The sequence below is a fragment of the Pantoea sp. EKM101V genome, assembly GCF_011800325.1.
Taxonomy (GTDB): domain Bacteria; phylum Pseudomonadota; class Gammaproteobacteria; order Enterobacterales; family Enterobacteriaceae; genus Pantoea; species Pantoea anthophila.
In genome coordinates, this window is record NZ_JAALFP010000010.1 from 118991 (window position 1) to 131595 (window position 12605).

Annotated in this window: 14 protein-coding genes; 2 read left to right on the top strand and 12 right to left on the bottom strand. The window is 56.9% G+C overall.

Annotated features, from left to right (window positions below):
• Nucleotides 1–46 precede the first annotated feature (46 nt).
• Complete coding sequence (locus tag HFD92_RS16150) at nt 47–295, top strand: YfhL family 4Fe-4S dicluster ferredoxin (protein ID WP_009088672.1); 249 nt, start codon at nt 47–49, stop codon at nt 293–295.
• Here HFD92_RS16150 and acpS read toward each other — a convergent pair.
• The 11 genes from acpS to rpoE all read right to left on the bottom strand — a co-directional run bounded on the left by acpS (nt 292) and on the right by rpoE (nt 9700).
• Nucleotides 292–672 (bottom strand): holo-ACP synthase, encoded by a 381-nt coding sequence (acpS, locus tag HFD92_RS16155; RefSeq protein ID WP_009088670.1) that lies wholly within the window; start codon nt 670–672, stop codon nt 292–294. The genes HFD92_RS16150 and acpS overlap by 4 nt on opposite strands.
• The gene (gene pdxJ / locus HFD92_RS16160) at nt 672–1403 is read right to left on the bottom strand and encodes a pyridoxine 5'-phosphate synthase (protein ID WP_009088667.1); all 732 of its coding nucleotides are present in this window, start codon (nt 1401–1403) and stop codon (nt 672–674) included. The genes acpS and pdxJ overlap by 1 nt, the downstream gene beginning before the upstream one ends.
• Nucleotides 1404–1475: 72 nt before the next feature.
• On the bottom strand, nt 1476–2204 hold the full coding sequence (gene recO, locus HFD92_RS16165; RefSeq protein ID WP_058958401.1) for a DNA repair protein RecO: 729 nt from the start codon (nt 2202–2204) through the stop codon (nt 1476–1478).
• Between the two features lie 4 nt (nt 2205–2208).
• Complete coding sequence (gene era, locus HFD92_RS16170; RefSeq protein ID WP_167429250.1) at nt 2209–3114, bottom strand: GTPase Era; 906 nt, start codon at nt 3112–3114, stop codon at nt 2209–2211.
• Between the two features lie 95 nt (nt 3115–3209).
• Nucleotides 3210–3890, bottom strand: coding sequence for a ribonuclease III (gene rnc, locus HFD92_RS16175; protein ID WP_009088661.1), 681 nt, complete (start codon nt 3888–3890; stop codon nt 3210–3212).
• Between the two features lie 131 nt (nt 3891–4021).
• Nucleotides 4022–4996 carry a signal peptidase I gene (gene lepB, locus HFD92_RS16180; RefSeq protein ID WP_140029717.1) on the bottom strand — a complete coding sequence of 325 codons (975 nt, stop codon included), beginning with the start codon at nt 4994–4996 and terminating at the stop codon, nt 4022–4024.
• A gap of 9 nt (nt 4997–5005) precedes the next feature.
• Entirely contained in the window at nt 5006–6805 is a 1800-nt protein-coding gene (gene lepA, locus HFD92_RS16185; RefSeq protein WP_009088658.1) for a translation elongation factor 4, read from the bottom strand.
• 218 nt (nt 6806–7023) lie between these two features.
• Nucleotides 7024–7488, bottom strand: coding sequence for a SoxR-reducing system protein RseC (gene rseC / locus HFD92_RS16190; protein ID WP_046102382.1), 465 nt, complete (start codon nt 7486–7488; stop codon nt 7024–7026).
• Nucleotides 7485–8441, bottom strand: a complete 957-nt coding sequence (rseB, locus tag HFD92_RS16195; RefSeq protein ID WP_046102383.1) for a sigma-E factor regulatory protein RseB — start codon at nt 8439–8441, stop codon at nt 7485–7487. The genes rseC and rseB overlap by 4 nt, the downstream gene beginning before the upstream one ends.
• Entirely contained in the window at nt 8441–9094 is a 654-nt protein-coding gene (gene rseA / locus HFD92_RS16200) for an anti-sigma-E factor RseA (RefSeq protein ID WP_167429251.1), read from the bottom strand. Before rseA ends, rseB begins: the two co-directional genes overlap by 1 nt.
• Before the next feature lie 27 nt (nt 9095–9121).
• Nucleotides 9122–9700, bottom strand: a complete 579-nt coding sequence (gene rpoE, locus HFD92_RS16205; protein ID WP_009088652.1) for an RNA polymerase sigma factor RpoE — start codon at nt 9698–9700, stop codon at nt 9122–9124.
• Nucleotides 9701–10112: 412 nt separating this feature from the next.
• Between rpoE and nadB the strand changes: the two genes are divergently transcribed.
• Nucleotides 10113–11735, top strand: a complete 1623-nt coding sequence (gene nadB, locus HFD92_RS16210) for an L-aspartate oxidase (RefSeq protein ID WP_167429280.1) — start codon at nt 10113–10115, stop codon at nt 11733–11735.
• Here the strand turns inward: nadB and HFD92_RS16215 are convergent.
• The gene (locus HFD92_RS16215; RefSeq protein WP_167429252.1) at nt 11720–12469 is read right to left on the bottom strand and encodes a tRNA1(Val) (adenine(37)-N6)-methyltransferase; all 750 of its coding nucleotides are present in this window, start codon (nt 12467–12469) and stop codon (nt 11720–11722) included. The two genes, nadB and HFD92_RS16215, sit on opposite strands and share 16 nt — an antisense overlap.
• Between the last annotated feature and the right edge of the window lie 136 nt (nt 12470–12605).

Genomic DNA, 12605 nt, shown 5'->3' on the forward strand with positions numbered 1-12605 from the left:
GCGCGTATAATACCCGCGCTTTTTCTGTTGTTATCAGGTGGGAAACATGGCGTTATTGATTACGTCCAGATGCATTAACTGCGATATGTGCGAACCGGAGTGCCCGAATCAGGCGATCTCACTGGGCGAGGCGATCTATGAGATAGATGTCAGCCGCTGCACCGAATGTGTCGGCCATTATGAGGCGCCAACCTGTCAGCAGGTCTGCCCTATCGATAACACTATCATCGTTAACCCACAGCACACCGAATCACGCGATGCGCTGTGGGAGAAGTTTGTGCTGCTGCACGGCTAGTTTTCGATAATCACCGTGGCGCAGGCGTAGTGACGTTCATCTGCCAGCGTCACGTGTACCCGGCTGACGCCCAGCTGCTGTGCCACTTCCGCCGCGTGCTGGAAGAAGCGTAATCCCGGTTTTCCCAGCGCATCGTTGTAAACTTCAAACTGATTAAACGCCAGGCCACCGCGAATGCCGGTGCCAAAGGCCTTAGCCGCCGCCTCTTTCACCGCAAATCGCTTGGCGAGAAAACGCACCGGCTGCTGATGGGCCTGATACTGCTGCCATTCGGCTTCGCTCAGCACCCGACGCGCCAGACGATCGCCGGAGCGCTCAATCACCCCGGCAATGCGTTCAATCTCAACGATGTCGGTGCCCAGTCCCAGAATAGCCATCAGCGACGGGCTTCACGCAGCAGCTGTTTCATCTCTCTGACCGCTTCCGGCAGGCCACTCATCACCGCACGGCCGATAATCGCATGGCCGATATTCAGCTCATGCATCTCCGGCAGTGCCGCAATGGGCAGGACGTTGTGGTAGGTCAGGCCGTGACCGGCATTCACCTTCAGCCCCAGGCTGGCGGCAAAGGTCGCGGCGTGGCGGATGCGGGCCAGTTCCGCCTCGCGCGCCAGCCCTTCCGGTGCTTCGGCGTAGGCGCCGGTGTGAATTTCGATATAGGGCGCGCCGCTGGCAACGGCGGCTTCGATCTGACGGTGGTCGGCATCAATAAACAGCGACACCAGAATGCCCGCATCACTCAGCAGTCGCACCGCCGCAGTGATCTTCTCCTGCTGCCCTGCCACATCCAGGCCGCCTTCAGTGGTGACTTCCTGACGCTTTTCCGGCACCAGGCAGCAGAAATGGGGCTGAATATCGCAGGCGATACCGATCATCTCATCGGTCACCGCCATCTCCAGATTCATACGGGTCTGGATGGTGTCGCGCAGAATACGCACGTCGCGGTCAGTGATGTGGCGGCGATCTTCCCGCAGATGCACCGTGATGCCATCTGCGCCCGCCTGCTCAGCAATAAACGCCGCCTGCACCGGATCGGGATAATTTGTCCCACGGGCGTTTCGCACCGTGGCAATGTGATCGATATTGACGCCTAACAGCAACTCAGCCATGACTATCCTCACTTCTTTTCCATCGGGGTGTTGAGTGTACCGCGCCCATGTCAGCAGGCGGTACGACCAGCGCTATTCATCTGTCTGTTCGGGCTTCTTCTTCGGGATAAACTGGCGAAACAGCTCCTGACTCTTCAGCGGCTTACCGCCCAGATAGGGCTTCAGGGCGATGCGGGTAAAACGCTTCGCGGCGCGCAGGCTCTCCGCATCGGGAAAGTCGCGTTCATAGAGGGCACGCAGTTCCCGGCCGGTAAAGCTGCGCTGATTGAGCACCAGGCTGGCGATAAAGCCGCGCTCTTCGCGGTAGCTGTAGGTCATGTTATCCGTGATCGGCTCGCCGCTGCCTGCGCAGTGCAGGAAATCGACGCCATAGCCCAGGTGACCGAGCAGCGCCAGCTCAAAACGGCGCAGGGCCGGTTCGGGCTTGCCGTGCGTTGAGGCTAACGCCTGCAGACAGTGAAGGTAGTCGAAGAAGAGTTCCTGGAAAGGCGATTCCTGCTGCAGCACGCGAGAGACCAGCTCATTCACATAGAGACCGCAGTAGAGGGTGATGCCGCTGAGCGGCAGTGCCAGCGACACCGCTTCGGCGTTGCGCAGGGTTTTGACTTCACCCCGCCCGCTCCAGCGAACCAGCAGGGGGGTAAAAGGCTGTAACGCGCCCTTCAACTGTGAGCGCCGGGAACGTGCGCCCTTGGCCAGAACCCGCACCCGCCCTTCATTTTCACTGAACAGGTCGAGCAGCAGGCTGGTTTCGCTGAAGGGGCGACTATGCAGCACAAAAGCGCGTTGCCAGCCTTCCATCAGATCAGAGATCGTCTGTATAACCCAGGCTGCGCAGAGCACGTTCGTCATCTGCCCAGCCGGATTTCACTTTCACCCACAGTTCGAGATGCACTTTCGCTTCGAACATCTCTTCCATGTCCCTGCGCGCTTCGGTGCCGATGGTTTTGATTTTGGCCCCTTTGTTGCCAATCACCATCTTCTTCTGCCCTTCGCGCTCGACCAGAATCAGACCGTTAATGTCGTAACCGCCCCGCTCGTTGCTTACGAAGCGTTCAATCTCGACCGTGACGGAGTAAGGCAGTTCAGCGCCCAGGAAGCGCATCAGTTTTTCACGGATGATTTCAGACGCCATAAAACGCTGGGAGCGGTCAGTGATGTAATCTTCCGGGAAGTGATGATCGGCCTGAGGCAGATGCTTGCGGGTGATCTCCGCAATGGTATCGACGTTTTTGCCGCTTTCCGCAGAGATCGGCACGATGTCGAGGAAGTTCATCTGCTGGCTCAGGAACTGCAGATGCGGCAGCAGCACGCTCTTGTCCTGAATATTGTCGACCTTGTTGATCGCCAGGACGACCGGCACTTTGCCGTCACGCAGCTTGCCTAACACCATCTCATCGTCTGGCGTCCAGCGGGTGCCTTCCACCACGAAGATCACCAGCTCCACGTCGCCGATAGAGCTGCTGGCGGCGCGGTTCATCAGGCGGTTAATCGCGCGCTTCTCTTCCATGTGCAGACCGGGGGTATCGACGTAGATCGCCTGATATTCGCCCTCGGTGTGAATGCCCATGATGCGGTGGCGCGTGGTTTGCGGCTTACGCGAGGTGATCGACACCTTCTGCCCCAGCAGCTGGTTCAGTAAGGTGGATTTACCGACGTTAGGTCGGCCAACAATCGCGACAAAGCCGCAATAAGTAACGTTTTCGCTCATTCGAATCCTGAGTTATTCAGCGCCTGTTGCGGCGCCGAAAGAGTGCAATGTGTCTTAGCGCATCCGGCGTCCGCAGACGCCGGTATGCCGGAGTGCTATTCGAGGCCCAGCTTGATCAGCGCCTGCTCAGCGGCAGCCTGCTCAGCTTTACGACGGCTGGAGCCGACACCGACAACCGGCTCGGCCATGCCACTCACCTGACAGTGAATAGTGAATTCCTGGTCGTGGGCTTCGCCACGCACCTGCACCACCAGATAGCTGGGCAGCGGCAGGTGTCGTCCCTGCAGATATTCCTGCAGGCGGGTTTTGGGATCTTTCTGTTTATCGCCCGGACTGATCTCGTCAAGGCGCGTCCGGTACCAGTCGAGGATCAGCTGCTCTACCCGTTCGATACTGCTGTCGAGGAAGATGCCGCCAATCAGCGCTTCGACCGTATCGGCCAGAATCGATTCGCGGCGGAAGCCGCCGCTTTTCAGCTCGCCCGGCCCTAAGCGCAGGCATTCACCGAGATCAAATTCGCGCGCCATTTCAGCCAGCGTATTGCCGCGCACCAGCGTGGCGCGCATGCGGCTCATGTCACCTTCATCAACCCGCGGGAAGCGATGATAAAGGGCATTCGCAATCACATAGCTAAGAATAGAATCGCCAAGAAATTCCAGGCGTTCGTTGTGCTTACTGCTGGCGCTGCGGTGTGTCAGGGCCTGCTGTAACAGTTCCGAATGAGTAAAAGTGTAGCCCAGTTTGCGCTGAAGCTTATTAATCAGGATGGGGTTCATGCGATTCCAGTTCTTTGTTGCGTCTGTGACTCTGCATACCAAACGGGGCTGGCTTTCCAGCACGTTCCGTTTGGTGTGCAGTGGCCTCCCAAAGGAGGCCACCCGTTTTGCCTGTTAATCAGACAATTTTATCAGTGAATACCGCCGATACGACTGAATCGTACGCCGGTTGGCCACTGGCCTTCCTGTTTCTCAAAGCTCATCCAGATAGCGACCGCTTTACCGACCAGGTTACGCTCCGGGACAAAGCCCCAGTAGCGGCTGTCGGCGCTGTTATCACGGTTGTCGCCCATCATGAAGTATTGCCCTTTCGGCACCACCCAGGTCGCCTGCGGCTGGCCCGGCTGCTGATAATACATGCCTGCCTGACTCTGCGCTTCGTTTACCAGCAGAATGTCATGCGTTACGTTTCCGATGGTCTCTTTGCGGGTGCCCAGGCGCAGTCCGCCGCGCAGGGTATCGCCCTGCGGCACCTGATAAAAACCGTTACCGGTTTCGTTGCCATCAAAGCCGCTGAAGGTCTGGATAAACTTGCTTGGCTCAACGCTGGTGTAGGTCACCGGCAGCGCAGAGTCACAGGCTTTGCCCTCATCGCAGGCCGGTTTCACCGTCAGCGTCTTACTGTAAGGATCATAGATGACTTTATCGCCCGGCAGGCCGATCACGCGCTTAATGTAATCCAGGCTCGGATCTTTCGGGTATTTAAAGACCGCGATATCGCCGCGCTTCGGCTGACCGGTTGGGATCAGCGTGGTCTGGGTGATCGGGTCTTTAATCCCGTAGGCAAACTTCTCCACCAGGATAAAGTCACCGATCAGCAGGGTTGGCATCATCGAGCCAGACGGGATCTGGAACGGTTCGTAGATAAACGAACGCACGATGAACACCACGGCCAGCACCGGGAAAACAGAGGCGGTGGTCTCCACCCAGCCAGGCTGTGAGGAGACCTTCGCCAGCGTTTTGCTGTCGAGTGCATTGCCGGTCTGCGCCTGCGCCGCGGCCTGCTTTGCACGGCGCTCCGGCGCCCATTTGAAACGATCAATTACCCAGACGATGCCAGTAATCAGCGTCGCTATCGCCAGAACCAGGGCGAACATATTAGCCATTGGAAATCCTTATTTGCTGTCCTTACCGACATGCAGAATGGCGAGGAACGCTTCCTGTGGCAGCTCAACGTTGCCAACCTGCTTCATTCGCTTCTTACCATCTTTCTGCTTCTGCAACAGTTTCTTCTTACGGCTGACGTCACCGCCATAACATTTGGCGAGAACGTTTTTACGCAGCTGTTTAACCGTTGAACGTGCGATGATGTGGTTACCAATGGCGGCCTGAATCGCAATATCAAACTGCTGACGCGGGATGAGATCTTTCATCTTCTCAACCAGTTCACGGCCGCGATAAGGGGCGTTATCGCGGTGCGTGATCAGCGCCAGCGCATCCACACGCTCAGAGTTGATCAGAACGTCAACGCGCACCATGTCAGAAGTCTGGAAACGCTTGAAGTTGTAATCCAGTGAGGCATAACCGCGCGAGGTCGACTTCAGACGGTCGAAGAAGTCGAGCACCACTTCTGCCATCGGAATTTCGTAGGTCAGCGCGACCTGGTTGCCGTGGTAAACCATGTTGGTCTGCACGCCACGCTTCTCAATACAGAGCGTAATGACGTTGCCCAGATACTCCTGCGGCAGCAGCATGTGACATTCCGCAATCGGTTCACGCAGCTCTTCAATGTTGTTCAGCGGCGGCAGCTTAGAGGGGCTGTCGACATAGACCGTATCACCGCTTGTGGTCACGACTTCATACACAACCGTCGGCGCGGTGGTGATCAGGTCGAGATCGTATTCACGCTCCAGACGCTCCTGAATGATCTCCATATGCAGCAGACCCAGGAAGCCACAGCGGAAACCAAAGCCCAGCGCCGTTGAGCTTTCTGGCTCATAAAACAGCGAGGCGTCGTTCAGGCTGAGCTTGCCGAGCGCGTCACGGAAGGCTTCATAGTCATCGGAGCTGATCGGGAACAGACCGGCGTAAACCTGCGGCTTCACTTTTTTGAAGCCAGGCAGCGCTTTGTCAGCCGGGTTGCGGGCGGTGGTCAGGGTATCGCCCACCGGCGCGCCGAGGATATCTTTGATGGCGCAGACCAGCCAGCCCACTTCACCGCAGTTCAGTTCGGTACGGTCGACCTGTTTCGGGGTAAAGATACCCAGACGGTCCGCATTGTAGGTCTGGCCGGTGCTCAGGACTTTAATCTTGTCGCCTTTGCGCATGGTGCCGTTTTTCACACGCACCAGTGAGACCACGCCCAGGTAGTTATCAAACCAGGAGTCGATAATCAGTGCCTGCAGTGGCGCTTCCGGATCGCCTTCCGGCGGCGGAATATCGCGCACTAAACGTTCCAGCACGTCAGGCACGCCAACGCCGGTTTTGGCAGAACAGCGCACCGCATCGGCGGCATCAATGCCGACGATATCTTCGATCTCCTGCGCCGCGCGCTCAGGGTCGGCAGCCGGCAGGTCGATTTTGTTCAGAACCGGCACTACTTCCAGATCCATCTCAATCGCGGTGTAGCAGTTCGCCAGTGTCTGCGCTTCAACACCCTGACCGGCATCCACCACCAGCAGTGCCCCTTCACAGGCAGCCAGTGAGCGGGACACTTCATAGGAGAAGTCTACGTGGCCCGGGGTATCGATGAAATTGAGCTGGTAAGTTTCGCCGTCTTTCGCATGGTAGTCGAGTGTGACGCTCTGTGCTTTGATGGTGATGCCACGCTCACGCTCCAGATCCATAGAGTCAAGAACCTGCGCAGCCATTTCACGGTCTGTGAGGCCACCGCAGATCTGAATAAGGCGGTCAGAGAGCGTGGATTTACCATGGTCGATATGAGCGATGATGGAGAAATTTCTTATGTGCTTCATTTATAGGGATATCTTCGCTTAAAATTCAGTTGAAAACCTGAGCACAGACACATTCAGGAAGATCGCTCTTTACCCACAATCCTGTCAGCCTCATTAATGACGACGCATATTACACTGTTAACGCCGCGCATAAAAGAATGGAACGAGGTGGAAGCGAAACAGATATCTGCGCAGGGCAGAACGGACAAAGGCCGCGGAGTGCGCGGCCTGGACGTGCGTTACGCTTCGCTTTCGACACGCAGCGCATCGGGAGGTAACGCGATGTTGAGGATCACCGGCTGAAAGGCTTCGCGATCGCCAAATTTCAGTGAAACGCCTTTGGCGATAATAAAGCCGCCAACGCCGCCCAGCAGCGCACCGCAGGCCGCCGCCAGATCGCTGCTGAACAGCGACTGAAACAGACCCGCCACCAGAAAGAGGCCCAGCAGCGGCGTCATGTAGACCAGCAGCGCCGAACCGAGCAGGCTGCTCTCTCTGATGCCCAGTTCGATCCGCTGCCCCGGCTGCAGTGGCTCGCTGCTGGCGATCTGCATCACGTGCGCATTTTTCGGGCCGAGTTTATTCAGCATATGACTGCCACAGCCTTTGCGCGCCTGGCAGCTGTTGCAGGAGGTTTTTGCTTCAGTGTGCAGCGTGGCGATGCCATCCTGCCATGCCACCACGGTGGCCCATTCTCTCATCATTTCTGTGATCCCAGGTCGATGCTGTCCGCAATACGTTTAGCGGTTGAAGGCGGTATCTCGCCAATCACCGCAATCTCGTAATTATTGCGCACAACAGTCTGAACCGTACGACGCCCAGTGCGCAATGTCTGGGTAAGGCTGGTTTTATCCGCCGGCGTCACGTTGATCGCAAAACTGAACAGGCCGTCGCTGTAGAGCTTCGATTCCATATTTTTGTTCAGCGCCGGCAGCGAACGGCGATTCTGCGACACCAGTGACATCCCGGCCGGGATCCAGCCTGGCTGCCAGGTGAGCGTGACCGCATCCCCTTTCGGCACCGACAGCGACGGCGGCAGATTGGCTTTCTCCAGCCCCTGCATCAGGTTTCGCACCCCCTCATCCACCGCAAAACTGATCACGCGGAACTGCTCCAGCGTTTCACCATCACGGTCAAGCAGGTCAATGCGCAGCGGCAGTTTGGTGTCGACATCCAGCCAGACCACATAGCTGTAACGGGTCCCATCCCGTGAAACGATACGCAGTACATCACACATCTGATCGGCAATGCGCGAGCGTCCCACGGTAATGAAATCGTAGGCGCTGGCCAGCTTGCTGAAGTCAGCAAAAATCACAGACGGCAGTGCGTCAATGATGTGATTGCCGGGAAGCGAAAAGGGATCGAGGCCAGGTTCGAAGTAACTGATATCGTTGCCGCGCTGGATCACTTCCCGACGCGGCCCGTCCATCTGCAGCAGCTGAGCGAATATCCGGTTATCGATCACAGCATGTCGATAGCGCAGCGATTCGATGCCGATGCGGGAGACGTTGATATAGGCGAATTCGTAGTTGAGGTTCTGGCTTGCCTGTTCCATCTGCTGCAATAGCGCCCCGGACGCCGAAGTTTGCGCCGGGGCGACAGATGACCACAACAGGCTGCCTGCCAGCAGGCTAACAGCATACCAATGCGGCTTCATTACTGCTGCTGCTGTCCTAAAGATTGGTTTCCGGGAACATCCACCTGTGCCTGTTTAGGGGCATCGGTTTCGAATTGCAGCTGATCAGCGTGCAGACGACGCTGCAGTTCATAATCCTGCAGCATAGCATTGACGCGACGGCGCTGATCCTGAACCTGCTGATTAGAACTGTTGGTGTCAAACGCATCAGACGGCACGCCCAGGCTGACCGGCGACGCTTTACCCATCATCGGCAGCGTATTGAACACCGGCGAGTCAGAGGTCTGAGTCGCGCTACCCTCAGGCTGATTATAATGCTGAACACCCACGATGACGGCCAGTGACACACAGGCCGCCACGCCCACCTGCGTCAGCTGAGCTGCCCACGGACGCGCTTTTTTCCAGAACGGCATTTTTTCCCAGCGGGAAGGTTCTGGCTGAGCTTCAGGGATCAGCGTTGTGACAGAACGCAACGGTTCTTTTTCGATAGCAGCAGCGACGCGCGCAGAGATATCGAAATGCAGGTGCTCACTCACGTCACCGCGCATGGTATCGCGGATGAGGTGATAGCTTGCCCAGTTTTTCTGCAGTTCTGCGTCCTTCGATAAGGCGGAAAACAGCTCGTTATCTAAGGTCTCACCATCCATTAAAGCGGAAAGTTTTTCTTTCTGCATGCCTATGTACCCTTCCAGTAGCCGTTATCACTGACGTTGGATAAGCGGTTGAACTTTGTTATCAATAGCCTCTCGCGCACGAAAGATACGTGATCGAACAGTGCCTACCGGGCAATCCATAATGACGGCGATCTCTTCATAGCTCAGGCCGTCCAGTTCCCTGAGGGTGATTGCCATACGCAAGTCCTCGGGTAGCGCCTCGATGGTACGAAAGACAATTTGTTTCAATTCGTCAGACAACATTAAGTTCTCAGGGTTCGAAATTTCTTTTAATGCACCCGCACTTTCGAAATTTTCTGCGTCAATCGCATCCACATCGCTGGATGGCGGACGACGCCCCTGAGCAACCAGGTAATTTTTCGCTGTATTGACCGCAATGCGGTACAGCCAGGTATAAAAGGCGCTATCGCCACGGAATGAATCCAGTGCGCGATACGCTTTGATAAATGATTCCTGTACGACATCAGGCACATCACCTGAAGGTACATAGCGTGAAACCAGGCTCGCCACTTTGTGCTGGTAACGAATCACCAGTAAGTTGAAAGCTTTTTGATCTCCCTTCTGAACCCGCTCGACAAGAACCTGATCCGTTAACTGCTCGCTCATCCGAGGTAATGTCTCCCCAAACTTTTCTTACGCATAAAGTAACTGCCAGCACATCTCATTGGTTCTGAGCAAGCATGCGCTTAGAGTTGTGATGTGGTGCGAAGTTCACTTCCCGACCTGATATTTGCCGCTCCGGAATTGATTACACAGGTTGTTCGTTTTCGTTCAGTGTAAGGAGCGCAAATCGCAGGCAGAGTAACCTATGACAACAGCTTTTTCATCATTAAATCCTCCGCCGATAATAAGTTTGGTATAGAAAACAGAGCTCAAATTGTACTGTTTATAACTTAATGATTATCGGTGATTTTTCTGAATTCACACCGTGGATCTGCGAACTTTTGTTTAAAATACTTCACAGCGACCGGCTCAGGGCTTATGCTCAGGGCAATCTTTGTTTAGTAAATTAAACACCATGACAAATGCGAATCCGGATTATCAGTGTGATGTATTGATTGTGGGCAGCGGTGCGGCGGGACTCTCTTTAGCGCTGCGCCTGGCGAAACAGTATCAGGTCACGGTGCTCAGCAAAGCGCAGGTCAATGAAGGCTCTACGCTTTATGCTCAGGGCGGCATTGCGGCGGTGTTCGATGAGACCGACAGTATTGAAGCGCATATAGAAGATACGCTGATTGCCGGCGCAGGGCTGTGCGACCGGGAGGCGGTCTCGTTTATCGCCAGCAATGCGCGGCACTGCGTGCAGTGGCTGATCGACAACGGCGTTGCCTTTGATCTCGATCCGCAGGCCTCAGGCGAGATGCGCTATCACCTGACGCGCGAAGGCGGACACAGCCATCGCCGTATTCTGCACAGTGCCGATGCCACCGGTCATGCGGTTGAAACCACGCTGGTAAGCCAGGCGCTCAGCCATCCCAACATCCGCATTCTGGAACGCACCAACGCGGTCGATCTGATTCTCTCCGATAAAATCGGCCTGCCTGGCCCGCGCCGGGTGGTGGGTGCCTGGATCTGGAACCGTAACCGCGAGCAGGTGGAAACCTGTCAGGCGCGGGCGGTGGTGCTGGCGACCGGCGGCGCCGCCAAAGTGTATCAGTACACCACGAATCCTGACGTCGCCTCCGGTGACGGGATTGCGATGGCCTGGCGTGCGGGCTGCCGGGTCGCCAACCTTGAATTTAATCAGTTTCATCCCACCTGCCTGTTTCATCCCCAGGCGCAGAACTTCCTGCTGACTGAAGCCCTGCGCGGAGAAGGCGCCTGGCTGGTGCGTCCCGATGGCAGCCGTTTCATGCCCGATTTTGATGAGCGCGCCGAGCTGGCTCCGCGCGATATCGTCGCACGCGCCATCGATCATGAGATGAAGCGGCTGGGCGTGGACTGCATGTATCTGGATATCAGCCACCAGCCGGAAGAGTTTGTGCGCGCCCACTTCCCGATGATCTATGAAAAGCTGCTGACCTTTGGCTTCGACCTGACCCGGGAACCGATCCCGATCGTGCCTGCCGCCCACTATACCTGTGGCGGCGTGATGGTGGATCAGCATGGGCAGAGTGACGTCAGCGGCCTGTATGCCATCGGTGAGGTGAGTTACACCGGCCTGCACGGTGCGAACCGCATGGCCTCTAACTCGCTGCTGGAGTGCCTGGTCTATGGCTGGTCAGCCGCCGAAGCGCTGATCCAGAGCCTGCCTGGCATAGAGGCTGTGGCCACCCTGCCCGCCTGGGATGAGAGCCAGGTCGATGATGCCGATGAGCGCGTCGTCATCCAGCACAACTGGCATGAGCTGCGGCTCTTCATGTGGGATTATGTCGGCATTGTGCGTACGACCCGACGACTGGAGCGGGCTTTGCGCCGCATCACCCTGCTTCAGCAGGAGATCGATGAGTATTACCGTCACTTCCGCCTCTCCAATCATCTCCTGGAGCTGCGGAATCTGGTTCAGGTGGCGGATCTGATGGTGCGCTGTGCGCTGGAGCGAAAAGAGAGTCGCGGCCTGCACTATATCCGCGACTACCCGAACCTGCTGCCAGAGGCGCGACCGACAATTCTGACGCCGCCCGGCTACATAAAGAGATAGAACGCCCGCGTCAGGCTACACCACTCGTCGGAATAGTGGGTGTCTGCCGCGCGGATAGCGAGCCGCTCCAGCAGGGTTTCGCCAGGCTGCGGCGAGAAGCCCAGCACAACCCGGTGTGGCGGACGATGAGCATACTCCGCCACATCCAGGCGCGAACGCAGATGCCAGCCATCCGCCTCTGCCAGCGCGATAAAATCCTGGCCGATGGCGGCAGGCAGCACCACGCAGAACATCCCCTCCTCCTCAATCAGTAACGCCGCGCTGCGCAGTAACGTCTGATGGTCGAGCGAGGCTGTGGCGCGGGCGCTGTCCCGCGCTGCCGTAGAACAGGCCACGCCAGGCGCAAAATAAGGCGGATTACTGACGATGAGGGAGTAACGCGCGGTGGACTCCTCTGCCCAGCGGGCGATGTCGTGCTGATGCACCTGGATCCGTTCAGGCCACGGCGACTGCTGCACATTCTCCTGCGCCTGCTGCGCGGCTTCAGGCTCTAATTCAACCGCATCGATCAGCACCTGCGACGGTGTACGCTGCGCCAGCATCAGGGCAATCAGCCCGCTGCCGCTGCCGATATCCAGAATGCGCCTGACCCCGGCCACCGGTGCCCAGGCCCCGAGCAGAATGGCATCGGTTCCCACTTTCATCGCACAGCGATCGTGCGCGACAAAAAATTGTTTAAAGGTAAAACCGTTCTTGTTTAACTGTGGCCGTTCACGCGGCTTATCCTGCATCATTCTTCACTACCATCGTTTTTTCCTGCCGTCCGGCAGCGCATGAGTGTAACGTGGCAACAGAGGGAATTCACGCGGCAGACAACCCCAGGCGCAGCGGAAACGGATTAACAGATGAAGATTCAGTCTGATCTGTCTA